The organism is Pseudomonas sp. DWP3-1-2, assembly GCF_049896285.1.
In the GTDB taxonomy this organism is placed as follows: Bacteria; Pseudomonadota; Gammaproteobacteria; order Pseudomonadales; family Pseudomonadaceae; genus Aquipseudomonas.
Genome location: NZ_JAFCTZ010000006.1, coordinates 33,811 through 58,921, shown reverse-complemented (window position 1 = coordinate 58,921; position 25,111 = coordinate 33,811). Strand labels below are relative to the sequence as shown.

Sequence of the window (25,111 nt, the reverse complement as noted above, 5' to 3'; positions counted from 1 at the left end):
GCTTACGCAGCAATCGACACCTTGAGCTTGTTCATCGCGCTTTTTTCCAGCTGACGAATACGCTCGGCGGAGACGTTGTACTTCTGCGCCAGGTCATGCAGCGTGGCTTTCTCTTCAGCCAGCCAGCGCTGATAGAGAATGTCGCGGCTGCGGTCGTCCAACACTTCCAGTGCCTGATGCAGATTGGCCGTGGAATTGTCAGTCCAGTCAGAATCTTCCAGCTGGCGAGCCGGATCGTACCGGTGGTCTTCCAGATAGTTGGAAGGCGACTGGAACGCGCTGTCATCGTCGGCTTCAGCGGCCGGATCGAAAGCCATGTCGTGGCCGGTCAGGCGACTCTCCATCTCGCGCACTTCCCGAGGCTCAACGCCCAGGCTTTCGGCGACGCGATGGACTTCTTCATTGTTCAGCCACGCCAGACGTTTTTTCTGGCTGCGCAGATTGAAGAACAGCTTGCGCTGGGCCTTGGTGGTCGCGACCTTCACGATGCGCCAGTTGCGCAGGATGAACTCGTGAATTTCCGCCTTGATCCAGTGAACCGCGAAGGAAACCAGACGTACACCCATTTCCGGGTTGAAGCGCTTCACGGCCTTCATCAGGCCAACGTTACCTTCCTGGATCAGATCAGCCTGTGCCAGACCATAACCGGAATAACTGCGTGCGATGTGCACGACAAAACGCAGGTGGGCGAGGACCATCTGCCGAGCCGCCCCCAGATCCTGCTCGTAATACAAACTCTCAGCCAGTTCACGCTCCTGCTCCGGCGTCAGCAAAGGGATGCTGTTCACGGTGTGCACATAGGCTTCCAGGTTTGCGCCCGGGGCCAATGCATAAACAGGTTGCAAAGAAGTGGTCATACGAAACGATACCTCCGACACATGACTCGTGCAGTTCAGCACTGCGAAATTGACCGGGAACCGCTAGACAAGTTCCCTAAGCTGAAGAAGTCAATAGATGAAGAAAAATTTACCGAGGTGCCAGCTCACTTAAATGGCGTGCTACTGCAATCCACGCACCGATATACCCCAACAGGACCGCTCCAAGCAAGAGCGAAAGGCCATCTGCGAGTGGTACGCCAGCCAGGGCAAAGTCGCTTCCATACAGCCCGGCCAGCCCGACAACGGCGTCGTTGAGCCAGTCTAGACCAAAAGCCAGAACCCCCCAAGACAGAAATCCTGCCCCGAGACCATACAATGCGCCCATATAAAGGAAAGGACGCCGTACATAACTATCGGTACCGCCAACCAGTTTAATGACCTCAATCTCGGTGCGCCGGTTCTCGATGTGCAGACGAATGGTATTACCGATCACCAGCAGCAGGGCCAGGACCAACAGGACCGTCAGGCCGAACACAAACCGGTCACCCAGTTTCAGGATCGCCGCCAGCCGTTCGACCCACAGCAGATCCAGTTGGGCCTGCTGCACCTTGGGCAATTCAGCCAGACGGCCGCGCAGCGCTTCCAGCGCGGTCTTGTCCACTTCATTGGGCGTCACCACCACAACACCCGGCAAGGGGTTTTCCGGCAATTCCTTGAGCGCTTCGCCTAGACCGGATTGCTGCTGAAACTCGTTCAGGGCCTGCTCGCGGCTGATGTATTCAGCGTCGGCCACACCCGGCATCTGTTTGATGTCGTCGCGCAGCTTGTTCCCTTCGCTGGCGCTGGCATCCAGCGTCATATACAGCGAAATCTGCGCCGCACGTTGCCAGGAGCCACCCAGACGCTCGACATTGTTCAACAGCAATGACAAGCCCATGGGCAGACTCAGGGCAATCGCCATGACCAGACAGGTGAAAAAGCTGCCAAACGGCTGTTTGCCCAAACGCTTAAGGCTGTCCAGCAGGCTGGCACGGTGGGCTTCCAGCCAGGCGTTGAACAGGGTACTGAAATCCGGGCCGTCGTCGTCATGGCTGTTTTTCTTGGGTTTTTTCGAGGGCGTCGGCTCGGCGGCTTTGGGCGCCACGCGTTCAGAAACCTTTGGAGCGCGTGTAGCACTCATACGCCTGCCTCCCCGTCACCGATCAGACGGCCACGTTGCAAGGTCAACATGCGATGACGCATGCGGGCAATCAGGGCCAGGTCGTGACTGGCGATAAGCACGCTGGTGCCCAGTCGATTGATGTCTTCGAACACCCCCATGATTTCCGCCGCCAGGCGTGGATCGAGGTTACCCGTGGGTTCGTCGGCCAGCAGCAAGGCCGGGCGATGGACGATGGCCCGGGCGATGCCGACGCGTTGCTGTTGCCCGGTGGACAAATCGCCCGGGTACAGATCGGTCTTGTCCGACAGCGCGACACGCTCCAGGGCAGAATCAACGCGCTTGTTGATTTCGGCCTTGGACAAACCCAGGATCTGCAACGGCAGCGCAATGTTGTTGAACACGGTGCGATCGAACAACAACTGGTGGTTCTGAAACACGACGCCGATCTGACGACGCAGAAACGGAATCTGGGCCGTGGTGATCTGCCCCAGATCCTGGCCAGCCAGAAGCAATTTGCCCGTGGTCGGGCGCTCCATGGCGAGCAGCAGCCGCAACAACGTACTTTTGCCGGCACCGGAGTGACCGGTGACAAACAAGAATTCACCGCGACGCACTCGAAAGCTCAGCTCATGCAAGCCGACGTGTCCGTTCGGATAGCGTTTACCGACCTGTTCGAAACGAATCATGTGCGCTCCCGCTCCGCAAACAGAGCCTGAACAAAGGGTTGCGCTTCAAACGTGCGCAGATCATCAATGCCTTCGCCCACGCCGATATAGCGAATCGGCAGGCCGAACTGCTTGGCCAGCGCGAAGATCACGCCGCCCTTGGCGGTGCCATCGAGCTTGGTCAATGCCAGACCGGTCAGGGACACGGTCTGATTGAACTGTTTGGCCTGGTTGATGGCGTTCTGGCCTGTGCCCGCATCAAGCACCAGCAGCACCTCATGAGGCGCGTCGGCGTCCAGCTTGCCCATCACCCGACGAACCTTTTTCAGCTCTTCCATCAGGTTGTCTTTGGTGTGCAGGCGCCCGGCGGTGTCAGCAATCAACACGTCGATGCCACGGGCCTTGGCGGCCTGTACGGCGTCGAAGATCACCGAGGCGGAATCCGCGCCCGTGTGCTGGGCGATGACCGGAATATTGTTGCGCTCGCCCCACACCTGCAATTGCTCGACAGCGGCGGCGCGGAACGTATCGCCCGCAGCCAGCATGACTTTCTTGCCTTCCAGTTGCAGCTTCTTGGCCAGCTTGCCGATGGTGGTGGTCTTGCCCGCGCCATTGACGCCGACGACCAGAATCACGAAAGGTCGGCGACTGCTGTCGATGATCAAAGGTTGCTCGACCGGTTTGAGCAACGCGGCCAGCTCGGCCTGCAAAGACGTGTAGAGCGCGTCGGCATCGGTCAACTGCTTGCGGGCAACCTTCTGCGTCAGGCTCTGGATGATCACGCTGGTCGCTTCAACGCCCACGTCAGCGGTCAGCAGACGGGTTTCGATTTCTTCGAGCAGGTCATCGTCGATGACTTTCTTGCCCAGAAACAGGCTGGCCATGCCTTCGCCGAGGCTGGCGCTGGTTTTGGACAGGCCTTGCTTGAGTCGGGCAAAGAAACCGGCTTTGGCCGCTTCGGTCTGGGCAGCGATGGCAGGCGTAGCCGCGTCCAGCTCGGGGGCGACGATGGCGGGCGCGACAACCAGCGGCGCAGCAGCAGGCGCAACGGCGACCGGCTCAGGTTCGGGTTCCGGCCCGGGAACCCGCTCTGGCTCTGGCACGATGGCGGATTCCGGCTCCACCATGGGTACGTCGACACGGGGTGTCGGTTGCAGCGCTGGCTCTGGCTGCGGCTGCGGCTGCGGCTGCGAATGGAAAGCCACTTGCGGGGCAATCGACGGCGTGACGTGAGGCTCACGCTCGTCGATCAACGCCACCGGCTCTTCGGCCACGGGCAAGGTCAACCAGGGCTGAGGCTGCGCAGGCGGACGGTCCGGCTGCGGCTCAGGCTGGAAGGCTTCGCGCACAGGCTCGGGCGTCGCCGCCGGGGCGAAAGCCGGCTCAGCGACCACCGGAGTCGATTCGACAATCGGCTCAGGCGCTGCTGTGGATAAGTCTTGTGGCTGCTCGACTACGGTTTCCTGCGGCTTTTTGCGCAGCCATCCGAACAGGCCTTTCTTCTCGCCAGCCGGGGCTGGGGTCTTCTTGTCGTCGTTGGAACCAAACATGGAGGACGGCTATCTCAAGGTAGCGACGCGCCAGAGCGGCGCCTCTGAAAATTCTGATATGCAAAACAGACTGTTTTTCGGCCTGCTTGTTCATCTGCTCGCCAAGCGTCAATCACTCTCTGCCATCTGGAATGCTTTCCCCGCAGTGTCAGGAACACTGCGCAACGAGCCACGCCGGATCCGCGTCCTGGCCAGCTCGTATCTGAATGTTCCTGCATCTTTGTCATGGTCGCAGAGCAAACAGGTCGCTATCCTAACACCCCCGCGCCCGCCGACGCTAAGTTCACGCGGGCCGTCCTACAGGTTCGAATTACGAATGAATGCTTTAGCCCGCCGCGCCGCAGGCCTGCTGCTCAGCACAATTTGTCTGCCCCTGACAGCATTGGCCGCCGATCCGCAACCTACCCATGAATTCATGCTCGATAACGGCCTCAAAGTGGTCGTTCGCGAAGACCACCGCGCCCCGGTGGTGGTTTCCCAGGTCTGGTACAAAGTCGGCTCCAGCTACGAAACGCCGGGCCAGACCGGTTTGTCCCACGCGCTGGAACACATGATGTTCAAGGGCAGCTCCAAGGCTGGCCCCGGCGAAGCCTCGCTGATCCTGCGGGATCTGGGCGCCGAAGAGAACGCCTTCACCAGCGACGACTACACCGCTTATTACCAGGTGCTGGCCCGGGACCGCCTGAGCGTGGCCTTTGAGCTGGAAGCCGACCGCATGGCCAGCCTCAAGCTGCCACCTGACGAGTTCAGCCGCGAGATCGAGGTCATCAAGGAAGAGCGCCGCCTGCGCACCGACGACAAGCCCAACGCCAAGGCCTACGAGCGCTTCAAGGCCATGGCCTACCCCGCCAGCGGCTACCACACGCCGACCATCGGCTGGATGGCTGACCTGGAGCGCATGAAGGTCGAGGAGCTGCGTCACTGGTATGAGTCCTGGTATGCGCCGAACAACGCCACGCTGGTGGTGGTCGGTGACGTGAAACCCGAGGAGGTCAAAGCCTTGGCCGAGCGTTTCTTCGGGCCAATCCCGCGTCGTGACGTGCCGCCATCGAAAAAACCGCTGGAACTGGCAGCGCCCGGCGAACGCCAGATCACATTGCATGTGCAGACGCAAATGCCGAGCCTGATGTACGGCTTTAACGTGCCGAGTCTGGCCACCGCTGAAGACCCTCGCTCGGTCAATGCCTTGCGCCTGATCGCCGCCTTGCTTGACGGCGGTTACAGCGCGCGCATCCCGTCCCGCCTGGAACGAGGTGAAGAACTGGTGTCCGGTGCTTCGTCCAACTACGACGCGTTTGCCCGGGGCGACAGCCTGTTCATGATCAGCGCCACACCGAACATGCAAAAGAAGAAAACCCTGGGGAATGTCGAAGCCGGCATCTGGAAACTGCTCAACGAGCTGAAAACCAAGCCGCCTTCAACCGAAGAACTGGAGCGCGTCCGGGCGCAAGTCATCGCCGGACTGGTCTACGAACGGGACTCCATCACCAGCCAGGCCAGCACCATCGGCGAACTGGAAACCGTCGGCCTGTCATGGAGGCTGATCGACGAGGAGCTGGCGTCGCTGCAGAGCGTCACACCGGCCGATATCCAGAAAGCCGCGAGCACCTATTTCACCCGTGAGCGCCTCAGCGTTGCGCACGTTCTGCCTGAGGAGAAAGCCAAATGAGTGACCGCAACGGCCTACGTAACACGCTGTTTGGTCTGTTGTTGACCTCCGGCCTCAGTGTTTTTGCCGCACAGACCGCACTGGCCGAGGACGCAGTCAAGGCTGACGCTCCCGCCCATCCTGCCCTGCAATCGTTGAAAGAGCTCGACGGCAAGGCACCTGCGCGCCGGGCGTTGAACATCCAGACCTGGAAGACCGCCGAAGGCGCCAAGGTGCTGTTTGTCGAAGCCCGTGAGCTGCCGATGTTCGACCTGCGCCTGACTTTCGCCGCTGGCAGCAGCCAGGACCAGGCCACGCCCGGCATCGCCGTGCTGACCAACGCCATGCTCAACGAAGGCGTCAAAGGCAAGGACGTCAGCGCCATCGCCGAAGGTTTCGAAGGCCTGGGAGCGGACTTCGGTAATGGTGCCTATCGCGACATGGCCGTGGCTTCGATCCGCAGCCTGAGCGCACCGGACAAACGTGAGCCTGCCCTCAAGCTGTTCTCCGAAGTGGTGGGCAAGCCGACATTCCCTGCCGACTCGCTGGCGCGGATCAAGAACCAACTGCTGGCCAGCTTCGAGTACCAGAAGCAGAACCCCGGCGCGCTGGCTGGTAAAGAGCTGTTCAAGCGCCTGTACGGTGATCATCCTTACGGCCATCCAAGCGAAGGCACCGCCCAGACCATCACGCCGATTACCCTTGCTCAGCTCAAGGCGTTCCACGCCAAGGCTTATGCAGCGGGCAACACGGTGATTGCGCTGGTGGGCGATTTGTCCCGCGAGGAAGCACAGGCCATTGCCGCGCAGGTGTCGGCATCACTGCCAAAAGGCCCGGCACTGGCGAAACTGCCAGCACCCGTTGAACCCAAGGCGGGGGAAACCCACATTGAGTTTCCGTCCAAGCAGACTCACTTGATGCTCGCGCAACTGGGCATCGACCGTAACGATCCTGATTTTGCCGCATTGTCATTGGGCAATTCGGTGCTGGGCGGTGGCGGTTTCGGCAGCCGTTTGATGACGGAAGTGCGTGAGAAGCGCGGCCTGACCTATGGGGTTTCATCGGGCTTCACCCCGATGCAGGCACAAGGCCCCTTCATGATCAGCTTGCAGACCCGCGCCGAACTCAGCGAAAACACGCTGAAACTGGTGCAGGACATCGTGCGCGACTTCCTCGCCAACGGGCCGACCCAGAAAGAACTGGACGACGCCAAGCGCGAACTGGCCGGCAGTTTCCCGCTGTCCACCGCCAGCAACTCGGCTATCGTCGGGCAATTGGGGGCCATCGGCTTCTATGACCTGCCGCTGACCTTCCTCGAAGACTTCATGACGCAGTCGCAGGAAGTCACCGTCGAGCAGGTCAAGGCCGCCATGAACAAACATTTGAGCGCTGACAAGATGGTGATCGTCACTGCCGGGCCGACTGTCCCGCAGAAACCACTGCCGCCGCCGACCGAAAAACCTGCTGAACAACCTCTCGGGGTCCCGGAGCATTAATGGCCAATCCACGCCCTAAGGGCCATAACGGCCTGGGCCAACTCCGTATCATCGGTGGGCAATGGGGCAGCCGCAAGCTGACCTTCCCTGACGCCCCCGGCTTGCGCCCGACACCTGATCGGGTGCGCGAAACCCTGTTCAACTGGCTGGCGGCCCACATTGAAGGTGCCCGCGTGCTGGATGTGTTCACCGGCAGCGGCGCGCTGTTTTTCGAAGCCTTGTCCCGTGGCGCGAGCAAGGGGCTGGCACTGGACAACAGCGCAGCAGCCATCGCCAGCCTGCGCCAGAACCTGACGATGCTGGGCTGCACGACCGGCCAGTTGTCACACACCGACGCACTGCGCCATCTGGAAACCCAGGCCGCAGAACCGTTCGACGTGGTTTTCCTCGACCCGCCGTTCCATCAGAATCTGCTGGCTTCGGCGTGCGCCCTGCTGGAATCCCACGGCTGGCTGGCGGACAACGCCTGGATTTACACGGAGAGCGAAACCCCGCCCTCCACGACCGGACTGCCGGGAACCTGGCGTCTGCACCGGGAAAAGAAGGCCGGGCAAGTGTATTACGCACTGTGGCAACGCGGCTGATGAACCGCGCCCCGACGTCTGGATAGGTGTCCAGCTTTCGGGGTGCCGCTCAACACCGTGGGACCGGCTTTAGCCCGGAAGGGGTATTTCAGGCAATGCAGGTGCAGCGAACGCCCTGGCCTCTTCCCGGCTGAATCCGGTCCTGCAGGCGTAATGTCGCCAGCTTGTCGCTGTACCGCTGAGCACCCACCCACTTACATCGCATCCCACTTGTGGCACCTTACGCTTATCCAGCAACGCCACTGGGCGCAGGAAGACCGTGACCAATCCACTCGCACATTCCTCATTTGGCAGCCGCTTTGTTCCCGCGTCAGGCCTGGGCAATCCGCACCTGCAAACGCTGTGGGGCCCGCTGTGGCGCAAGGTCAAACCCATGGAACGTCAGCGCGAGCGCATCTGGCTGGCCGATGGTGATTTCCTGGACCTGGACTGGTTTGGCCCGCATCAGGTCGATGCCCCGCTGGTGCTGGTACTGCATGGCCTGACCGGTTCATCAAACTCGCCGTATGTGGCGGGTTTGCAGCAGGCACTGGCTCAGGAAGGCTGGGCCAGCGTGGCACTGAACTGGCGAGGCTGTTCTGGCGAACCCAATCTGCTGTCGCGCAGCTATCACTCCGGCGCCAGCGAAGACCTCGCCTCGGTGGTCGCCCATTTGCGTGCGCTGCGGCCACTGGCGCCGCTGTACGCCGTGGGCTATTCGCTGGGCGGCAATGTGCTGCTCAAGTACCTCGGGGAATCAGGCCACAACAGCGACCTGCTCGGCGCCGTCGCGGTATCGGTGCCCTTCCGTCTGGATGAGTGCGCCGACCGCATCGGCATGGGCTTTTCCAGGGTGTACCAGCGGCACTTCATGCGCGAAATGCTGGCCTACGTCAGGGACAAACAGCGCCATTTCCAGCATGAAGGAATGAGCGAAGGGCTGGCGGAACTGTCGGCGCTGGGTTCGCTGGAAAACATGCGCACCTTCTGGGACTTTGATGGCCGGGTAACCGCCCCGCTTCATGGTTATACCGACGCCAAGGATTACTACCGGCGTGCCTCCAGCCGCTACTTTCTGGGAGAAATCCGCACGCCCACACTGATCATCCATGCCGAAGACGACCCTTTCGTCTTCAAGCACAGCCTGCCCGATGCCGATGAGCTGTCATCCAGCACCGAATTCGAGCTTCAGCCAAAAGGCGGCCATGTGGGCTTTGTCGACGGCTCGCTGAAAAACCCGGGTTACTACCTGGAGCGACGTATCCCTACATGGCTGATGGCGACGCATCGGGGATAACCCGGCGTAACACACCTATCGTTGGAGCGAGGCTTGCCCGCGAAGAGGCCGGCAAAATCACCCCATCAGAGTCAGGAAGCAAGCCTTCGCGGGCAAGCCTCGCTCCATCGCAGATTCCGGGTCACAGACTGAGCTAAGATGCGGGACACAAGGAGGACCCTAATGTCCCGCACTCCGCTCTATCTTCAAGGCCTTCGCGACAGCGTTCCAATGATTGTCGGTATTGTCCCTTTCGGTATTATTTTCGGCACCCTGGCCGGGGTGGCCGGGCTGTCGTTGTGGCAGGCCGTTGGCATGTCGATGTTCGTCTACGCAGGCTCGGCACAATTCATTGTGATCAGCCTGATGAGCGCCAGCGCAGGCGCCGTGGTGATCCTCCTGACCACCTTCATCGTCAATCTGCGCCACGTGCTCTACAGCGCGACCCTGCAACCTCAAGTGTCCGGGCTGCCTCAGCGCTGGCGCTTGTTGCTGGCGTTCTGGCTGACGGATGAAACCTTCGCCGTTGTTCAGCGGTTTTATCTCGTGCATGGCCGCACGCCCCTGGCGCATTGGTATTGGCTGGGCGTTGCCAGTGCCTTGTACACCAGTTGGGTGACCAGTTCGCTGGTGGGGGTGTTATTTGGCCAGGCCGTGCCGGACATGGCCAGTTGGGGGCTGGAATTTGCCATGCTCGCCACCTTCATAGGGATCGTCGTGCCCTTGCTGCGCAACAAACCGCAGATTGCCGCAGCACTGGCGGCGGGCGCCGTCGCCCTGCTGACCTACGCCTGGCCTTACAAACTCGGCCTGATGGCCGCCGCGTTCAGTGGCATCGCAGTGGGGGTCATTCTGGAGCGTCGACAGCAAACGACTGCACCACACGACGCAACCAAGGAGGTGCACCCGTGAGTTACTGGTGGCTGATCCTCGCCATGGCAACGATTACCTTTCTGATGCGCTACAGCCTGTTCGCCTGGCCGAACCTGCGCTTCCCGCCCGTGGTGCGCCAAGGCTTGCACTATGTGCCCACCGCCGTCCTGACCGCCATCGTCGTGCCCGGCATGTTGCTGCCCGATGGCACACATTGGCAGTTGAGCCTGGATAACGCGTATCTGCTGGCCGGGTTAGCATCCATCGCCATCGCTGCCTTCAGTCGTAATCTGTTGGCAACCATTGGCGGCGGGTTGCTGGTGTTTTTTGTGCTGCGCTGGGTATTGGGGCAGGTTTAGGCTGCACTGCGGGGATCGACCGCGCAGGAGCGCGCCAGACGGCGACAGGACTGGCTTTGTTATTGCGAGTGGCGCGTTTTGGAACGGGTGGCAGCAACAGCATTGGCGGTGCTGCTTATCCAGGTTTCGCCCTGACGGTCGACCCCATTTTGTTTCGGCAAAATGGGGGAAAACCATGTGCGCTGACGTCCGGCCCCTGCTGCGCAGGGGTTCCTTCGCTCCGGTGCCGTGGTGTGGGTACGCGCCGACGGGCCATCCATGGCCCAACGGCGCTCGCCCGGCATCCATGCCGATCGCCCCACACCACGACACCTGCGCTCAGCCTCCCGACGCGCGTTTGGCGGTGTCTTCAAAATCGCATCGCAGGCCACTTGGGACCGGCTTTAGCCGGGAAGGCGATGTGCCAGGCAAAAAAACTGCCGGGGCCCTACCGACCTCTTCCCGGCTAAAGCCGGTCCCACAGCGATATCACTGGACAGTTCCCTGGTTAAAGTCAGTGCCACAAAGATTTCGCAGGCATTGTGCCTGCACACAAAACGTCCAGGCGACTCGATTGCGACTTGTGGCCGGCCGAACGCAGGCATTGCGCAGTGGGGAACCCGGCATGGATGCCGGGTTAGCCGCACTGGGCCATGGATGGCCCTTTGCGGCGACCCACGGAGTAATGCCGGAGTGAGGGAATTGCGCGAAGCGCAACCGGACAAAGGAGCCGACGGTTTGGTTACTTTGCCACGACAAAGTGACGCGCCGTAAGGGCGCAAAGGTGACCATGCGTCACTGCCAATGCCGGATATGCATACGTTTCCGAGACAGCGCAACAGGGTATTTACATAGCGCGCTCAAGGACTTGGCGTTTTCGCGTATGGATTCTTAAGCCCGTTCGCTAAACACTCCCCGTCGCCACTTCCCGCCCCGGATCGGTAATCCAGTCACTCCACGACCCGGCATACAACCTCCCCAGCGGATAGCCCGCCAGGCACAGCGCGAACAGGTTGTGGCAAGCGGTGACGCCGGAGCCGCAGTAGGCCACGAGGCTTTCTGGAGCGCGATCCTGCAGTTTGGCGGCGAAGCGTTGTTTGAGCTGTTCGGCGTTCAAAAATCGCCCGTCCGGCCCAAGGTTCTCGGTGAAAGCCGCACATTGTGCGCCGGGAATATGCCCGGCGACCGGGTCGATGGGTTCGACTTCGCCCCGGAAACGCGCCTCGGCGCGGGCATCAATCAGCGTCATGCCCGGATCACTCAATCTCGCCCGCAAGTGTTCGGCGTCGATCACCAACCTGTTGTCCGGCTGACCGGTGAAATCGCCCACGCTTTTTTCCGGCGCATCCAGGCTCAACGGCAAGCCGGCTGCATGCCAGGCTTTGAGGCCGCCATCCAGGATGAACACGCCTTCGCGCTTGCCCAGCCAGGCCAGCAGCCACCAGGCCCGGGCCGCGTAGACGCCAGGGCCGTCGTCATACAGCACGACATCGCTGCCTGCGTTTACGCCCAGGGCCTGTAAACGCTGCATCAGCAGTTGAGGGTTCGGCAGCGGATGGCGTCCGGTCTTGCCCTTGCGCATCGGGCCGCTGAGGTCGCGCTCCAGGTCGACAAAGCAGGCACCCGCGATGTGCCCTTCTGCGTAGCTACGTTGCCCGTACTCGGGGTCTTCAAGGGCGAAGCGGCAATCAAGAATCACCAGGCCACCTTTTTCCTGGCGTTCGGCCAGTTGCTGGGGACTGATCAATTGCGCGATAGACATGACTGGCTCCTTCAATTGTTCATTATTTGATCACCGGGCCTGAGTCAGGCCCGCTGCGCCAACGCTTCATGCAATGGCACGTAGAATTCAGAACACAGCGCGCTGACCTCGTCGCGCGCCTGGGCAGTGACATAGCCGGACTCCAGCATCAATACCTGATACACCCCGCGCCGCATGGCGCTTTCGCTCACGTGGCTGCTGTGCTCGCGCGTGGTGCAGAGAAAGCGCACCCAGGACGTCAAAACGATCCAGGTGTTGAGCGTCAGTGACTCGATCTGCACCTCATCCATATTCAAGATACCAGCCTCGACGAAGCCGCCGTAGATCGCCATGGCCTGAATCAAACAATGCTGGGAAAAACGCCGGTAGCGGTCGGCCAGTTCCGGGTCTGCATCCAGCAAATGCTCAAGGTCGCGATGCAGAAAGCGATAGCGCCACATGCCGTCTAGGATTTCCAGCAGGTAATAGCGCTTGTCCTCCACGGTGGGCAGACGCCCGCTGGGCGGACGCAGGAAGGTGTTCACCAGGGTTTCATATTCGGTGAACAGCTCGGCGATGATCGCCTGCTTGTTGGGGAAGTGGTAATACAGATTGCCCGGCGAAATCTCCATGTGCGCGGCGATGTGATTGGTGCTCACACTGCGCTCGCCCTGCAGATTGAACAGCTCAAGGCTGGTCTGCACGATGCGTTCACGGGTCTTGATGCGTGGGGCCATGCTCAGCTCGGTCGCTTGGGTGTTGTGGGTATGAGACGAATGTTAACGCAATACCTGATCGCTGCCTCGGGTTGCTCGTAAGCGCTGCCCGATCACCTGGCCGTTGACTTTATAGAGCATTGACTCTAAAAACACTCAACAACACTAAAAAGGAATCGCGCATGCCCGCCGAACTTGCACGCCAGCACGATGTGCCGCCGCCAAGCGATCTGGATCGGCTCTTCACCCAGCAGCGCAGCGCGTTTGCCGCCAATCCCATGCCCACTGCTGGCCAGCGGCTGCAATGGCTCAAGAGCTTGCGCGACACGCTCAGCGTCGAACGCCAGGCGTTGATCTCGGCCATCAGTAGCGATTTCAGCCACCGCAGCGCCGATGAAACCCTGCTCGCCGAACTCATGCCGTGCCTGATGGGCATTGATGATGCCCGCAAGCATCTTAAAAAATGGATGAAACCGGCACGGCGCAAAGTGGGCATGGCGTTCCAGCCGGCGTCCGCCAAAGTGGTGTATCAGCCGTTGGGCGTGGTCGGTGTGATCGTGCCGTGGAATTACCCGCTGTTTCTCGCCGTGGGGCCGATGATCGGGGCGCTGGCGGCGGGCAATCGGGTCATGCTCAAGCTCAGTGAGGCCACGCCCACCACCGGCGAGCTGCTCAAGCGCCTGTTTGCACAGGTGTTCCCGGAAGACCTGGTGGCGGTGGTGCTGGGCGAAGCCGAGGTGGGGATCGCGTTTTCAAAACTGCCGTTCGACCACTTGCTGTTCACCGGCTCCACCAGCGTCGGCCGACAAGTGATGCGCGCTGCCGCTGAAAACCTCACGCCAGTGACACTGGAACTGGGCGGCAAATCCCCCGCGATTGTTTCCCATGATGTGCCGCTCAAGGACGCAGCCGAGCGGATCGCCTTTGGCAAAACCCTCAACGCCGGGCAAACCTGCGTCGCACCTGATTACGTGTTGGTGCCGCATGATCGAATCGAAGGCTTCATCGACGCCTACAAGCATGCGGTACTTGGGTTTTATCCGACGCTGGCAGACAACCCGGACTACACGGCAATCATCAATCAGCGCCAGGTGGCGCGCCTGAGCGGCTACCTTGACGACGCGAAAGCCAAAGGCGCGAGCGTCATCGCGCTGTACGACCAGAGCCAGGAGCGGCGCATGGCGTTCAACCTGTTGCTGAACGTCAACGACGACATGCTCGTGATGCAGGATGAGATTTTCGGGCCGCTGTTGCCGATCGTGCCCTACACCAGCATCGACCAGGCTTTTGCCTACATCAATCAACGCCCTCGCCCACTGGCGCTTTATTACTTCGGCTACAACAAGGCAGAACAACAGCGGGTGCTGGAACAGACACATTCCGGCGGCGTGTGCCTGAACGACACGCTGCTCCATGTCGCCCAGGACGACTTGCCTTTCGGCGGGGTCGGCCCTTCGGGAATGGGCCATTACCATGGTCGCGAAGGCTTCCTGACGTTCAGCAAGGCCAAAGGTGTGTTCATCAAGCAACGCTTCAACGCCGCACGGCTGATTTATCCGCCCTATGGCAAAGCGATTCATCGACTGGTTTATCGGCTGTTTGTTCGGTGAATTCCCGTTTCGGTAAAGGCAGCGAGCTTGCTCCCATTCGTTCAGAAGGCGGCTGATGAATATCAAACACGCTGAACCGGCTGACAGCTCCCGCCGAGACTTCATGAAAATCGGCCTGTGCGCCGGTGCCTTCCTGTCCACCGCGAGCCTGACTGCAAGCCTGAGCGGTTGTTCGGCCAGCACCGCCGCCAACGGCTTTGCGGTTTTGCGCGACAGTGACCTGCCGTTCCTGCGGGCGCTGATCCCGGTCATGCTCGAAGGCAGCCTGAACGGCACTTCGCTGCAGCAGGCGATAGACGACACGTTGCGTTACATCGACAACGGCCTGAACAGCCTGTCGCCAGAAATGCTCACACTCAGCCTGCAACTGTTCGATGTCCTGACCCTGCCGCTGACCCGCGGCCCGCTGGCCGGGATCTGGGGGCGCTGGGAAAACGCCAGCCGCGAGCAGATCCGGATGTTTCTGGCCCGCTGGCAGAACAGCTCACTGAATCTGCTGCGCCAGGGCCACAGCGCTTTGCTGCAATTGATCCTGATGGCCTGGTACAGCAGCCCGCAATCCTGGGTGCATTGCGGGTACCCCGGCCCGCCGAAAATATGATCGTCCCCCTAGGCTCGTACAAAGCCTGACTAAAAAGAAGATCGAGGTTGTATGCCTGTCCCTGACCCGTTTCGCGAAGGCTTGAGTCGTGGCTGGAAAACCCATGATGGTTCGCGCTTGAACGAGAACCTGACCCTTGAAGCTGACGTCGCCATCATCGGCAGCGGCGCGGGCGGCGGTACCACGGCGGAAGTTCTCAGCCAGATGGGTTTCAAGGTGCTGCTGATCGAAGAAGGCCCGCTCAAGACCAGTTCCGACTTCAGGATGCTGGAAGACCAGGCCTATTCCAGCCTGTATCAGGAAGGCATCGGCCGCATGAGCAAGGATGGCGCCATTACCATCCTGCAAGGTCGGGCCGTGGGCGGCACGACGCTGATCAACTGGACGTCCAGTTTTCGCACACCCGCGGCGACGCTGGAACACTGGGCCATGGCGCACGACGTCAAAGGCCACAGCCCCGACGACATGGCACCCTGGTTCGCGAAAATGGAGCAACGTCTGGGGGTGGCGCCCTGGATCATGCCGCCCAATGCCAACAATGACGTGATTCGCCTGGGCTGTGAGCAATTGGGCTACAGCTGGCATGTCATCCCCCGCAATGTGCGCGGCTGCTGGAACCTGGGTTATTGCGGCATGGGCTGCCCCACCAATGCCAAGCAGTCGATGCTGGTGACGACCATCCCCGCCACGCTGGAGAACGGCGGCGAGTTGCTGTACCTGGCCCGGGCCGAGCGTTTGCTGATCGAGGGCGGAAAAGTCATCGGGTTGCACTGCGTGGGGATGGACGAACGCTGTGTTGCGCCCAACGGTCGCACGATCCGGGTCAACGCACGGCATTTCGTGCTGGCGGGCGGCGGGATCAACAGCCCGGCGCTGCTTATGCGCTCCAGAGCGCCAGATCCTCATGAGCGTGCGGGCAAACGGACCTTTCTGCATCTGACGAGCTTTTCTGCGGGGCACTTTGATCGGGTCATCAACCCGTTCTATGGCGCGCCTCAGTCGATCTATTCCGATCACTTCCAGTGGCAGGACGGGGTCACCGGGCGCATGTCCTACAAGCTGGAGGTCCCGCCGCTGCAACCTGCCCTGGCGAGCACCTTGCTGGGCAGTTTCGGGGAGCAAAGCGCCGAGCGCATGGCCGGGTTGCCCAATACCCACATGATGCTGGCGCTGCTGCGCGATGGTTTCCATCCGCAAAGCCAGGGTGGTCAGGTGCAACTGCGCAGTGATGACACCCCGGTGCTGGACTATCAGGTTTCACCTTATGCCTGGGACGGTATCCGCCGCGCGTATCAAAGCATGGCGGAAATCCAGTTCGCCGGGGGTGCCCGGGCGGTCATGCCCTTGCACGCCGATGCCCGCTATATCACCGATATGGCGCAATGCCGGGACATGATCGCGGGCCTGAGCCTGGAAATTTTTCGCGCCCGACTGGGTAGCGCCCACGTAATGGGTGGTTGCGCCATGGGCGAAGATCCACGCCAGGCGGTGTGCGACAGCCTTGGCCGCCATCATCAGCTTGAAAACCTGTCAATTCATGACGGCTCGCTATTCCCCACCAGCATTGGCGCCAATCCCCAGTTGTCGGTGTACGGGCTGACAGCACAACTGGCCACGGCGCTGGGGCAAAGGCTGAAACGGTAATGGCTTACATTCACGACGTTGACGCCCACAACGGGGCCAAAGAGGCCGATATCGAGGGCAATACGACCTTTACCTCTGACACGCCGACTTGGCCCATGGGGATTGCTGCGATACCATCCGATTCCCCAAGGACTCCGACCAGGACGACGCGATGAACCGAGTGTTGTATCCAGGCACCTTCGACCCTATCACCAAGGGCCATGGCGATCTGGTCGAACGCGCATCGCGCCTGTTCGATCAAGTGGTCATTGCCGTTGCCGCCAGCCCGAAGAAAAACCCGCTTTTCCCGCTGGAACAGCGTGTGGAACTGGCCCGGGAGGTCACCAAACACTTGCCGAATGTCGAAGTGGTAGGGTTTTCCACCCTGCTCGCGCATTTTGCAAAAGAGCAGAACGCGAATATTTTCCTGCGTGGCTTGCGTGCCGTTTCTGACTTCGAGTACGAGTTTCAACTGGCCAACATGAACCGCCAGTTGGCCCCGGACGTAGAAAGCCTGTTTCTTACGCCGTCAGAGCGCTATTCGTTCATTTCCTCCACGCTCGTCCGTGAAATTGCGGCGTTGGGCGGCGATATCACCAAATTCGTGCATCCGGCTGTCGCCCAGGCGCTTACCGAGCGTTTCAAGCGCTAAGCTGTCTATCGGCAACTCCAGGGTGCATCGAACCGGCTAATGCGGCACAATTCGCCGCATTAGATTTGATATGCCCCGGCGCTGCCCGCGGCAGGAGTGCTTCATGTCCCTGATCATCACTGACGATTGCATCAACTGCGACGTCTGCGAACCCGAGTGCCCGAACGAGGCGATTTCTCAAGGTGAGGAGATCTACGTGATCAATCCGAACCTGTGTACAGAATGCGTTGGCCATTACGATGAGCCGCAGTGTCAGCAAGTCTGCCCCGTGGATTGCATCCCCCTGGATGAAACCCATGTGGAGAGCAAGGATGAGCTGATGGCCAAGTACCTGATTCTCACCCACAAGGCTTAGACCCGGCATCCGTGTGTTTCGCTGAAGCCGGGCTGTTCAGCCCTGTCGACCCATAGCGAGCCCCGAATGACCCGACCGCAACAGTTGCAGCACTATGTGTCGAGCGTACTGCTCGCCTTGTGCCTGCTGACCGCACACGTTGCTTTTGCCGCTGGACCCGATAACCTCGCCAAACACGCCGCCATCGCCAGCCCTCACCCGCAAGCCACCGCCGCGGGTCGGGAAATCATGGTCGCGGGCGGCAATGCCTTCGACGCGGCGGTTGCAGTCAGTGCGGCGCTGGCGGTTGTTGAGCCCTACGGTTCGGGGCTGGGCGGCGGCGGTTTTTTCCTGCTGCGCCAGAGCGGCAAGCAAACGCGCTACGTTTTCCTCGATGCCCGGGAAAAGGCACCGTTGAAGGCGACTTACGACCTGTACCGCCGCGACGGCAAGGTACAGCCGTCCTTGTCACGCGACGGACCCTTGGCCGCAGCGATCCCCGGCCTGCCCGCAGCGCTTGCAGAGTTGGCCGAACGGTACGGCAATCTGCCGCTGAGTATTTCCATGGCACCCGCCATTCGCCTGGCCTATCAGGGTTTTCCGGTCGACAGGATCTATCAGCAGCGCGCCACCGCCCGTCTGTCCGCCCTGCGTGACGATCCGGAAAGCGCCCGCTTGTTTCTTCGTCATGGGGACGTGCCCCCGCTGGGGGAAATCATCAGGCAACCCGAACTGGGGGATACATTGAATCGCCTGGCAGATCGCGGCCGCGACGGGTTTTATAGCGGGCTTACCGCTCAGTCATTGATCAACGGCGTTCGCGCTGCGGGCGGGATCTGGTGCCTGGATGACATGGACCGCTATCGGATCGTCGCCCGTGAGCCGCTGCGATTCAAGCTGGACCATCAACGGGAACTGATCAGCGCTCCGCCCCCCTCCGCGGGTGGCATCGCGTTGGCCCAAAGCCTGACGATGCTCGAGCAACTGCCGTGGCGCGACGCTGACAAGGTGCAACGCGCCCACTACGTGATCGAAGTACTGCGACGCGCCTATCGCGACCGGGGCCTGCTGGGCGATCCGGACTTTGTGGCCAACCCTCTCAACCATGTGCTGGACCGGGAATACCTCACGCAACTGGTCAGCAGCATCACACCACGGGATGCCACCCCCAGCAGCAGCCTGCCGCCATCGCCCCTGTGGCGCGAGGGCGAACACACGACTCACTTCGCAACGCTGGACCGCGAGGGCAATGCCGTGTCGGCCACGCTGTCGGTGAATCTGCCCTTCGGCTCAGCGTTCACGGCACCCGGCACGGGCGTGGTCCTGAACGACGAAATGGACGATTTCGCCGCTGACCCGAACGGCAGCAATGCCTATGGGCTGGTGGGCAGCCAGGCCAACGCCATCGCCGCTGGCAAGCGGCCGCTGTCGAGCATGAGCCCGAGCTTCATCGAAAGCCCGACTGAATTCACCGCATTCGGTACGCCGGGCGGCAGCCGCATCCCGAGCATGGTGCTGCTGTCGATGCTGCAATACCTGGACGGCCAGCCCGTGGCGACCTGGCCTGCCGTGGCGCGCTACCACCATCAGTATCTGCCGGACGTCGTTGAATACGAGCCGGATGCTTTCACGACCGGGGAGAAGATTGATCTGCAGGCGCGCGGATACACGCTCAAAGACACCCAGCGCGAGTACGGCAATCAACAGGTGGTGTTCTGGCACAAGGACAGCGGGAACGTGGAGGCCGCCAGTGATCCTCGCGGCCTGGGGGTTTCGCAGCCATTCGATCCGAAGGTACGGGAAGTCTCACCCTGACCTGAACGGTCAGTCGCCTTTGGTGAAGCCTTCACCCGTGCAACCCAGGCAACGCACGAACGCCGCTTTGGCCGGGTCAACGACCAGTGCCTTGCCAGCGTCGCCAATACCGCCGCCCAAAGCCGTAAACGGCAGCGAAACCAGGAACAAGCCCGCGCCAGCAACCGTGGCAATGATCAAAAAAGGCCGGGCAATCAACAAATCCCCCATCATGGCGAAAGCCGGCGGGTTCTGGATGCTGTAGACCGGATCGCCGCTGCCTTGGGTTTGCGCCTGCGCCTGAGCCATCGCGGGCATTGCCTGCAACCCGAAGAGCAGCGCCAGAGTGGCGGCAAGGATACGAAACGGCGTCATGGCAGGGTCCTTCAGGCGCAGCGGATTGAGATGCTGTTCACTATAAACGGCGACGGGGCTTAAGCAAGGCCTGCAAGTGTTGCGGGGCGTTGATCAAGCCATAAACTTTTTTGCTTGCACCGGCCTGTTGCGAACACGTTCGCACCAACAGATCAATGCGCCTTGATAGCAGAGGCCAACTGGCCGGCTCTAGCGCTGACACTTAGGACAATACACACTCGCCCGCTGGCCAAGCTTGATCTCCCGCAAGGTCGTGCCGCAGACCTTGCAAGGCTGGCCGCCGCGACCATAGGCGAACAATTCCTGTTGAAAATACCCCGGCTTGCCGTCACCGCCGGTGAAGTCGCGCAAGGTCGTACCACCGCGCTCGATGGCATGGGCCAGGATGCGTTTGATCTCTATCGCCAGCACCAGGTATCGCGCCCGGGAAATACTCTTGGCTTCCCGGCGCGGATCGATGCCTGCGGCGAACAAGGCTTCCGTTGCATAGATGTTGCCGACGCCCACCACCACGGCGTTATCCATGATGAACGGCTTCACGGCGATGGATTTACCACGGGAACGCTCGAACAGGCGCTCGCCGTCGAACAGATCGGTCAATGGCTCCGGGCCCAGGCGTACCAACAGTTCGTGGTTCAGGGGATCAAGGCTCCAGAGCATCGCCCCGAAACGACGTGGATCGGTGTAGCGCAGGGCCAGCCCGGACTCCAGCTCGATGTCCACGTGCTCATGCTTGAGGGCGGGCAGGCCGACTTCAACCAGACGCAGGTTTCCCGACATCCCCAAATGACTGATCAAGGTGCCGACTTCGGCTTGAATCAGCAGGTATTTGGCGCGCCGCTCCACCCGCACGATTTTCTGGCCCGACAGGCGCACATCCAGGTCTTCCGGTATGGGCCAGCGCAGACGCCGATCGCGAACGATAACGCGGCTCACCCGCTGACCTTCCAGGTGAGGCGCGATGCCTCGGCGGGTGGTTTCGACTTCCGGTAATTCAGGCATGGGCAACTCGGTGGGGCGCGAACGAAAAGCCGACTGTGCGCAGGATCAGTGTGCGGCCAGTTCGCGAATACTTTCTTTAAGGTTCTCGAAATCGTAGTCGGACAGGCCAACGTAATCCAGGATCAGGTGGCTGATCGTGTTCCACTCATGGTCTTCGCTCTGATTACCTAAAACCCGGTGGGAAGCGCAAATGTGCTCGGCCATCTTCAAGACAGCAAGGAGATTCTTCAGCGGTGCGTTGCGCCCGGAATCGTCCTGGAAAATCGCCAGCGCATTATGGTGGCTGGCAATAGCGTTGCTGACATGCTCCGGCAAGCGCCAGGATTTGGCAGTGAAATACCCCACCACGGCATGGTTGGTTTTCAACATTTCATTTTCGTAATCCACCACCCGCGTCTCGGGACTGGCGTTGGCATAAGCCTGCTCAAGCACTTCCATATAGTTGGGGAAACGCTTGAGCATCAGCGGAATACCGCAATCGTGAAACAGGCCCAGGGCGTAGGATTCGTCCACGGTTTGCGAGCCGATGCGCTTGGCCAGCGTCAGACTGGTCATCGCCACGTCCTGCGCCGAATCCCAGAAACGGTTCAGGGTCACGATGGTTTCGTCGGTCATTTCGCCCCTGATCGACTGGGCGTTGATCAGGTTGATGACGGTGCGACTGCCCAGCAGATTTACGGCGCGCTGGATCGAGGCGATCTTGTTGGTCAGCCCGTAATGCGGCGAGTTCACCACTTTGAGCAACGCCCCAGACAGACCGGGGTCCTGGGAGATCAGACGAGCAATAACCCCAAGGTCGGGGTCCGGCATGTACTGCTCCATCTGCAAATCCACCATGATTTGCGGCTGCGGCGGCACGCTGATGCCCTGCAAGGCCTGCTGGATCTGCTCGGAGGTAAGTTCTTGGGACATAAGTACACACTCGGGGTGAAGCCAGGATTCTACCTCCTGACGCGTCCAATGCCATCACCACTGACTCACAACCTTTACAGCCGATAAGCGTCAAATCTTCGGAAATCACGCAAAAACGAATACAACGCATTCAATTAAATAGAGAAACAAGCGCCCCCCTCGACCATCGGAAAAATTCCCGCCGCGAAAAAATCCGACAACCGTGCGCCGCTAGCCGGTTAATTACTTTCATCCGGTCAGAGAATGGAATGTCGCGCTATAATCCCGCTCTTTTTTCAGGAGCGACGTCATGTCCCTGCCTAGCTTGCGCCTCAAAGCCAATGCCGACCGTCGCCTGCGCGCCGGTCACTTGTGGGTCTACAGCAACGAGATCGACGTAGCCGCGACCCCGCTGCACGGCTTTGCCGCGGGCGATCAAGCCGTGCTGGAAGCCGCTGGCGGCAAACCGCTGGGCATCGTGGCCATGAGCCCCAACAACCTGATCTGCGCCCGCCTGCTGTCACGCGACGTCAAACTGCCGCTGGACAAATCGCTGCTGGTGCATCGCCTCAACGTTGCCTTGTCCTTGCGCGAGCGCCTGTTCGACAAACCCTTCTATCGCCTGGTTTTCGGTGACTCCGACCTGTTGCCGGGTCTGGTGGTCGACCGTTTCGGCGACATTCTGGTGGTTCAGCTGGCTTCGGCCACGATGGAAAACCACAAGGAAGACGTCATCGCGGCCCTGGTGCAGGTGATCAAGCCAAGCGGCATCCTGTTCAAGAATGACTCCGCTGCCCGGGACGCCGAAGGCCTGACCCGCTACGTCGAGACCGTCTTCGGCCTGGTGCCGGAATGGGTCGCGCTGGAAGAGAATGGCGTGAAGTTCGAAGCGCCCGTCATGGCCGGGCAGAAAACCGGCTGGTTCTACGACCACCGCATGAACCGTGCGCGCATGGCCCCGTACGTCAAGGGCAAGCGGGTGCTGGACCTGTACAGCTACATCGGCGGCTGGGGTATCCAGGCCGCAGCATTCGGCGCCAGCGACGTCACTTGCGTCGATGCATCATCCTTCGCCCTGGACGGCGTTGAGCGCAACGCCGCGCTGAACGGTTTTACCGACAAGGTGGCATGCATCGAAGGTGATGTGTTCGAAGCCTTGAAAGAACTGAAAGCGGGCGAAGAGCGCTTCGACGTGATCGTTGCCGACCCTCCGGCGTTCATCAAACGCAAGAAGGACATGAAGAACGGCGAAGGCGCGTATCGCCGCCTGAACGAGCAAGCCATGCGCCTGCTCAGCAAGGACGGCATTCTGATCAGCGCTTCGTGCTCGATGCATTTGCCCGAAGACGACCTGCAAAACATCCTGCTGACCAGCGCCCGCCATCTGGATCGCAACATCCAGCTGCTGGAACGCGGCGGCCAGGGCCCGGACCACCCGGTCCACCCGGCCATCGCCGAAACGCGTTACATCAAGAGCATCACGTGCCGGTTGCTGCCCAACAGCTAAAAACGCATGAACCGGAATGCCAGTCCCGCTGCAATGGCGGGATTGGCGAATGCCCTTACAGGCCGACCGCAAGTCCGAATTTCTACGCGCCTGGCGCCCCGAAATGAACCCGAAACCATTCTTATTGTCTCTGACTTGGGGATAAAACGGATGGCGTGTCGGACGTAGAATCCAAGCGGGCTTCAGCCTATCCTTGAGCTCGTCGCCAATATTCCGCAGCAGTAGCAGCGATACGCCTTGCACATCGCTGCCCCATCTTTACCGGCCCGTGCATCGGCGCCTTTATCTTTTCCTTTCATCGAAGATAACAATGTCTATGTCTCGTCACCTTTCTGCACTTCTTTCCCGTATCCCACACCTGCTGACCCAACCGCGCCGGGCCATGAGTGCCGGCCTGCTGGGCGGCCTGATCGCCATGAGCGGCACCGCCCACGCCGCTGAACCCAAGCCGAACGAGCGCTGGGTCAGTGACAGCCTCAACACGTTCGTACGCAGCGGTCCGACCGATGGCTACCGTATTGTCGGCACGCTGAAATCCGGGCAGAAAGTCGAATTGCTCAACACCCAGGGCGACTACAGCCAGGTCCGCAGTGAAGGCGGCGGTAGTGTGTGGCTCCCCAGCAGCGATCTGCAAAGCGTGCCAAGCCCTGCCGAGCGCCTGCCTGAACTGTCCCAGCAAGTGGCAGACCTGACCGGCCAGCTCAAGAACATCGACGACACCTGGAAGACCCGCGTGCAAGGCATGCAGGAGACGCTGGACGCCCGCAAGAAGCTGATCGATGAACTGCAGGCTCGTACACAGGAACTCAACGCGCAACTGGTCGACTCCCAATCCGAGCTGCGCAGTACCCAGGCCAAACTGGGGGACGAAAACAAACAGGTGCTGATGCGCTACATGGTCTACGGCGGCAGCATCGCCGGAGCCGGCCTGCTGGTCGGCCTCATCATCCCGTCCCTGACACGTGGACGTAAGAAGAATGATGGGTGGGTTTGAATAAAAATCGGTGTCGTTGCGAATGACGCCATCGCTGCCTCGCGTTGCTCGTGAGCTCCTACCGCTAAGTTGTAGGAGCTCACGAGCAACGCGAGGCAGCGATGACGCTCGAAAGGAAATACCCAGACTCAAATCTGAGCCGAGCACACCAGCTCCTCTCCTACCGTCAAGTTGTAGGAGCTCACGAGCAACGCGAGGCAGCGATGACGCTCGAAAGGAAATACCCAGACTCGAAAAATGAGCCGAGAACTCCGGGCTTTTGACTAACCTTCCTGTTCCCATTAGCAACCGGGGGCACGGGATTGCCCGAACTACATCGCGGCTCAAGATTGCGCCAAGGTCGATACTCCGAACCAGGCCGTGTATATCTGCTGACATCAGTAACCCATCACCGAGAACCTGTTTTTTCTGATTGGCGATTGGGGAGGTTGATGGTTAATGAATTTCGCAAGGCACAAGACCAGGCAATGGTTAACTCCTTGGCGTGGGTGGTCATGCCGGATCATTTTCATTGGCTGGTCGAACTGCGGAGCGGCAATCTGAGCGACCTCATGCGCAAGGTCAAAACAGGGAGTGCCCTTGCCGTTACCAAAGAGAAAGGCGAATCATCTCGAGTTTGGCAAAAGGGCTATCACGACCGGGCTGTAAGGCGTGAAGAAGACCTGCTTCAAATGGCCCGCTACATAGTCGCCAACCCAATACGGGCGGGCCTGGTGACACGTTATGGTGATTACCCGCTATGGGATGCCATTTGGCTTTGACGAAGCAGAAATCTCCCTCCCAAACTTCCCACCATTCCACTGTGCCCTTACAGGTGTAGAATCGCCCGTATCCATCGCCAGTCATCCCCGGCGGGTTTATGAGCTCAGGCCGAGCGTACGG

The 25,111-nt window shown here is 60.6% G+C and carries 24 protein-coding genes; 15 read left to right on the top strand and 9 right to left on the bottom strand.

Annotated elements, in window-relative coordinates:
- Nucleotides 1-2: 2 nt before the first annotated feature.
- The 4 genes from rpoH to ftsY form a co-directional block, all read right to left on the bottom strand.
- The gene (rpoH, locus tag ACP7B0_RS15180) at nucleotides 3-857 is read right to left on the bottom strand and encodes an RNA polymerase sigma factor RpoH (protein WP_426142227.1); all 855 of its coding nucleotides are present in this window, start codon (nucleotides 855-857) and stop codon (nucleotides 3-5) included.
- Between the two features lie 109 nt (nucleotides 858-966).
- Nucleotides 967-1,998 (bottom strand): permease-like cell division protein FtsX, encoded by a 1,032-nt coding sequence (ftsX, locus tag ACP7B0_RS15175; RefSeq protein ID WP_426142226.1) that lies wholly within the window; start codon nucleotides 1,996-1,998, stop codon nucleotides 967-969.
- Nucleotides 1,995-2,666, bottom strand: coding sequence for a cell division ATP-binding protein FtsE (ftsE, locus tag ACP7B0_RS15170; protein WP_020293460.1), 672 nt, complete (start codon nucleotides 2,664-2,666; stop codon nucleotides 1,995-1,997). Before ftsE ends, ftsX begins: the two co-directional genes overlap by 4 nt.
- Complete coding sequence (gene ftsY / locus ACP7B0_RS15165) at nucleotides 2,663-4,195, bottom strand: signal recognition particle-docking protein FtsY (RefSeq protein WP_426142225.1); 1,533 nt, start codon at nucleotides 4,193-4,195, stop codon at nucleotides 2,663-2,665. Before ftsY ends, ftsE begins: the two co-directional genes overlap by 4 nt.
- Before the next feature lie 316 nt (nucleotides 4,196-4,511).
- Between ftsY and ACP7B0_RS15160 the strand changes: the two genes are divergently transcribed.
- The 6 genes from ACP7B0_RS15160 (at nucleotide 4,512) to ACP7B0_RS15135 (ending at nucleotide 10,410) form a co-directional block, all read left to right on the top strand.
- Entirely contained in the window at nucleotides 4,512-5,864 is a 1,353-nt protein-coding gene (locus tag ACP7B0_RS15160) for a M16 family metallopeptidase (RefSeq protein WP_426142224.1), read from the top strand.
- Nucleotides 5,861-7,339 (top strand): M16 family metallopeptidase, encoded by a 1,479-nt coding sequence (locus tag ACP7B0_RS15155; RefSeq protein ID WP_426142223.1) that lies wholly within the window; start codon nucleotides 5,861-5,863, stop codon nucleotides 7,337-7,339. The genes ACP7B0_RS15160 and ACP7B0_RS15155 overlap by 4 nt, the downstream gene beginning before the upstream one ends.
- Nucleotides 7,339-7,923 (top strand): 16S rRNA (guanine(966)-N(2))-methyltransferase RsmD, encoded by a 585-nt coding sequence (gene rsmD, locus ACP7B0_RS15150; protein WP_426142222.1) that lies wholly within the window; start codon nucleotides 7,339-7,341, stop codon nucleotides 7,921-7,923. Before ACP7B0_RS15155 ends, rsmD begins: the two co-directional genes overlap by 1 nt.
- Nucleotides 7,924-8,182: 259 nt before the next feature.
- Nucleotides 8,183-9,199 (top strand): hydrolase, encoded by a 1,017-nt coding sequence (locus tag ACP7B0_RS15145; RefSeq protein WP_426142221.1) that lies wholly within the window; start codon nucleotides 8,183-8,185, stop codon nucleotides 9,197-9,199.
- Nucleotides 9,200-9,361: 162 nt separating this feature from the next.
- Complete coding sequence (locus ACP7B0_RS15140) at nucleotides 9,362-10,090, top strand: AzlC family ABC transporter permease (RefSeq protein ID WP_426142220.1); 729 nt, start codon at nucleotides 9,362-9,364, stop codon at nucleotides 10,088-10,090.
- Nucleotides 10,087-10,410 (top strand): AzlD domain-containing protein, encoded by a 324-nt coding sequence (locus ACP7B0_RS15135; protein ID WP_426142219.1) that lies wholly within the window; start codon nucleotides 10,087-10,089, stop codon nucleotides 10,408-10,410. The genes ACP7B0_RS15140 and ACP7B0_RS15135 overlap by 4 nt, the downstream gene beginning before the upstream one ends.
- A gap of 883 nt (nucleotides 10,411-11,293) precedes the next feature.
- Here ACP7B0_RS15135 and ACP7B0_RS15130 read toward each other — a convergent pair.
- Nucleotides 11,294-12,151 carry a sulfurtransferase gene (locus tag ACP7B0_RS15130; protein WP_426142218.1) on the bottom strand — a complete coding sequence of 286 codons (858 nt, stop codon included), beginning with the start codon at nucleotides 12,149-12,151 and terminating at the stop codon, nucleotides 11,294-11,296.
- A gap of 44 nt (nucleotides 12,152-12,195) precedes the next feature.
- The gene (locus ACP7B0_RS15125) at nucleotides 12,196-12,867 is read right to left on the bottom strand and encodes a TetR/AcrR family transcriptional regulator (protein WP_426142217.1); all 672 of its coding nucleotides are present in this window, start codon (nucleotides 12,865-12,867) and stop codon (nucleotides 12,196-12,198) included.
- Between the two features lie 161 nt (nucleotides 12,868-13,028).
- Between ACP7B0_RS15125 and ACP7B0_RS15120 the strand changes: the two genes are divergently transcribed.
- From ACP7B0_RS15120 to ggt, 6 genes are all read left to right on the top strand, one after another.
- On the top strand, nucleotides 13,029-14,456 hold the full coding sequence (locus ACP7B0_RS15120) for a coniferyl aldehyde dehydrogenase (RefSeq protein WP_426142216.1): 1,428 nt from the start codon (nucleotides 13,029-13,031) through the stop codon (nucleotides 14,454-14,456).
- Nucleotides 14,457-14,511: 55 nt separating this feature from the next.
- Nucleotides 14,512-15,057: a twin-arginine translocation pathway signal protein gene (locus ACP7B0_RS15115; RefSeq protein WP_426142215.1), complete on the top strand. Its 546-nt coding sequence runs from the start codon at nucleotides 14,512-14,514 to the stop codon at nucleotides 15,055-15,057.
- A 51-nt stretch (nucleotides 15,058-15,108) separates the two neighbouring features.
- On the top strand, nucleotides 15,109-16,701 hold the full coding sequence (locus ACP7B0_RS15110; protein ID WP_426142214.1) for a GMC family oxidoreductase N-terminal domain-containing protein: 1,593 nt from the start codon (nucleotides 15,109-15,111) through the stop codon (nucleotides 16,699-16,701).
- A gap of 151 nt (nucleotides 16,702-16,852) precedes the next feature.
- Nucleotides 16,853-17,332 carry a pantetheine-phosphate adenylyltransferase gene (gene coaD / locus ACP7B0_RS15105; protein WP_065832524.1) on the top strand — a complete coding sequence of 160 codons (480 nt, stop codon included), beginning with the start codon at nucleotides 16,853-16,855 and terminating at the stop codon, nucleotides 17,330-17,332.
- A 103-nt stretch (nucleotides 17,333-17,435) separates the two neighbouring features.
- Nucleotides 17,436-17,687, top strand: a complete 252-nt coding sequence (locus ACP7B0_RS15100; protein ID WP_219062877.1) for a YfhL family 4Fe-4S dicluster ferredoxin — start codon at nucleotides 17,436-17,438, stop codon at nucleotides 17,685-17,687.
- Between the two features lie 66 nt (nucleotides 17,688-17,753).
- Nucleotides 17,754-19,481 (top strand): gamma-glutamyltransferase, encoded by a 1,728-nt coding sequence (ggt, locus tag ACP7B0_RS15095; protein WP_426142213.1) that lies wholly within the window; start codon nucleotides 17,754-17,756, stop codon nucleotides 19,479-19,481.
- A 9-nt stretch (nucleotides 19,482-19,490) separates the two neighbouring features.
- On the opposite strand, the gene ACP7B0_RS15090 is transcribed toward ggt, so the two are convergent.
- The 3 genes from ACP7B0_RS15090 to ACP7B0_RS15080 form a co-directional block, all read right to left on the bottom strand.
- Nucleotides 19,491-19,835, bottom strand: coding sequence for a multidrug transporter (locus tag ACP7B0_RS15090; RefSeq protein WP_426142212.1), 345 nt, complete (start codon nucleotides 19,833-19,835; stop codon nucleotides 19,491-19,493).
- A 189-nt stretch (nucleotides 19,836-20,024) separates the two neighbouring features.
- The gene (gene mutM / locus ACP7B0_RS15085) at nucleotides 20,025-20,837 is read right to left on the bottom strand and encodes a bifunctional DNA-formamidopyrimidine glycosylase/DNA-(apurinic or apyrimidinic site) lyase (RefSeq protein WP_426142211.1); all 813 of its coding nucleotides are present in this window, start codon (nucleotides 20,835-20,837) and stop codon (nucleotides 20,025-20,027) included.
- Nucleotides 20,838-20,882: 45 nt separating this feature from the next.
- Entirely contained in the window at nucleotides 20,883-21,695 is an 813-nt protein-coding gene (locus ACP7B0_RS15080; RefSeq protein ID WP_426142382.1) for an HDOD domain-containing protein, read from the bottom strand.
- A 343-nt stretch (nucleotides 21,696-22,038) separates the two neighbouring features.
- On the opposite strand from ACP7B0_RS15080, the gene ACP7B0_RS15075 reads away from it, so the two are divergent.
- The 3 genes from ACP7B0_RS15075 to ACP7B0_RS15065 all read left to right on the top strand — a co-directional run bounded on the left by ACP7B0_RS15075 (nucleotide 22,039) and on the right by ACP7B0_RS15065 (nucleotide 24,990).
- On the top strand, nucleotides 22,039-23,235 hold the full coding sequence (locus ACP7B0_RS15075; RefSeq protein WP_426142210.1) for a class I SAM-dependent rRNA methyltransferase: 1,197 nt from the start codon (nucleotides 22,039-22,041) through the stop codon (nucleotides 23,233-23,235).
- A gap of 316 nt (nucleotides 23,236-23,551) precedes the next feature.
- A complete protein-coding gene (locus ACP7B0_RS15070; RefSeq protein ID WP_426142381.1) occupies nucleotides 23,552-24,229 on the top strand; it encodes a TIGR04211 family SH3 domain-containing protein in 678 nt (225 codons plus the stop codon).
- 302 nt (nucleotides 24,230-24,531) lie between these two features.
- Nucleotides 24,532-24,990, top strand: coding sequence for an REP-associated tyrosine transposase (locus ACP7B0_RS15065; protein WP_426142209.1), 459 nt, complete (start codon nucleotides 24,532-24,534; stop codon nucleotides 24,988-24,990).
- The last annotated feature ends 121 nt before the right edge of the window (nucleotides 24,991-25,111 follow it).

What these genes read in the sequence shown, in the direction of transcription:
- ACP7B0_RS15125 (WP_426142217.1), bottom strand. Translation starts at nt 12,867, where the DNA reads ATGGCCCCACGCATCAAGACCCGTGAACGCATCGTGCAGACCAGCCTT.
- coaD (WP_065832524.1), top strand. Translation starts at nt 16,853, where the DNA reads ATGAACCGAGTGTTGTATCCAGGCACCTTCGACCCTATCACCAAGGGC.
- ACP7B0_RS15155 (WP_426142223.1), top strand. Translation starts at nt 5,861, where the DNA reads ATGAGTGACCGCAACGGCCTACGTAACACGCTGTTTGGTCTGTTGTTG.
- rsmD (WP_426142222.1), top strand. Translation starts at nt 7,339, where the DNA reads ATGGCCAATCCACGCCCTAAGGGCCATAACGGCCTGGGCCAACTCCGT.
- ACP7B0_RS15075 (WP_426142210.1), top strand. Translation starts at nt 22,039, where the DNA reads ATGTCCCTGCCTAGCTTGCGCCTCAAAGCCAATGCCGACCGTCGCCTG.
- rpoH (WP_426142227.1), bottom strand. Translation starts at nt 857, where the DNA reads ATGACCACTTCTTTGCAACCTGTTTATGCATTGGCCCCGGGCGCAAAC.
- ACP7B0_RS15070 (WP_426142381.1), top strand. Translation starts at nt 23,552, where the DNA reads ATGTCTCGTCACCTTTCTGCACTTCTTTCCCGTATCCCACACCTGCTG.
- ACP7B0_RS15140 (WP_426142220.1), top strand. Translation starts at nt 9,362, where the DNA reads ATGTCCCGCACTCCGCTCTATCTTCAAGGCCTTCGCGACAGCGTTCCA.
- ftsY (WP_426142225.1), bottom strand. Translation starts at nt 4,195, where the DNA reads ATGTTTGGTTCCAACGACGACAAGAAGACCCCAGCCCCGGCTGGCGAG.
- mutM (WP_426142211.1), bottom strand. Translation starts at nt 20,837, where the DNA reads ATGCCTGAATTACCGGAAGTCGAAACCACCCGCCGAGGCATCGCGCCT.
- ggt (WP_426142213.1), top strand. Translation starts at nt 17,754, where the DNA reads ATGACCCGACCGCAACAGTTGCAGCACTATGTGTCGAGCGTACTGCTC.
- ftsX (WP_426142226.1), bottom strand. Translation starts at nt 1,998, where the DNA reads ATGAGTGCTACACGCGCTCCAAAGGTTTCTGAACGCGTGGCGCCCAAA.
- ACP7B0_RS15090 (WP_426142212.1), bottom strand. Translation starts at nt 19,835, where the DNA reads ATGACGCCGTTTCGTATCCTTGCCGCCACTCTGGCGCTGCTCTTCGGG.
- ACP7B0_RS15120 (WP_426142216.1), top strand. Translation starts at nt 13,029, where the DNA reads ATGCCCGCCGAACTTGCACGCCAGCACGATGTGCCGCCGCCAAGCGAT.
- ACP7B0_RS15100 (WP_219062877.1), top strand. Translation starts at nt 17,436, where the DNA reads ATGTCCCTGATCATCACTGACGATTGCATCAACTGCGACGTCTGCGAA.
- ACP7B0_RS15110 (WP_426142214.1), top strand. Translation starts at nt 15,109, where the DNA reads ATGCCTGTCCCTGACCCGTTTCGCGAAGGCTTGAGTCGTGGCTGGAAA.
- ACP7B0_RS15115 (WP_426142215.1), top strand. Translation starts at nt 14,512, where the DNA reads ATGAATATCAAACACGCTGAACCGGCTGACAGCTCCCGCCGAGACTTC.
- ftsE (WP_020293460.1), bottom strand. Translation starts at nt 2,666, where the DNA reads ATGATTCGTTTCGAACAGGTCGGTAAACGCTATCCGAACGGACACGTC.
- ACP7B0_RS15130 (WP_426142218.1), bottom strand. Translation starts at nt 12,151, where the DNA reads ATGTCTATCGCGCAATTGATCAGTCCCCAGCAACTGGCCGAACGCCAG.
- ACP7B0_RS15160 (WP_426142224.1), top strand. Translation starts at nt 4,512, where the DNA reads ATGAATGCTTTAGCCCGCCGCGCCGCAGGCCTGCTGCTCAGCACAATT.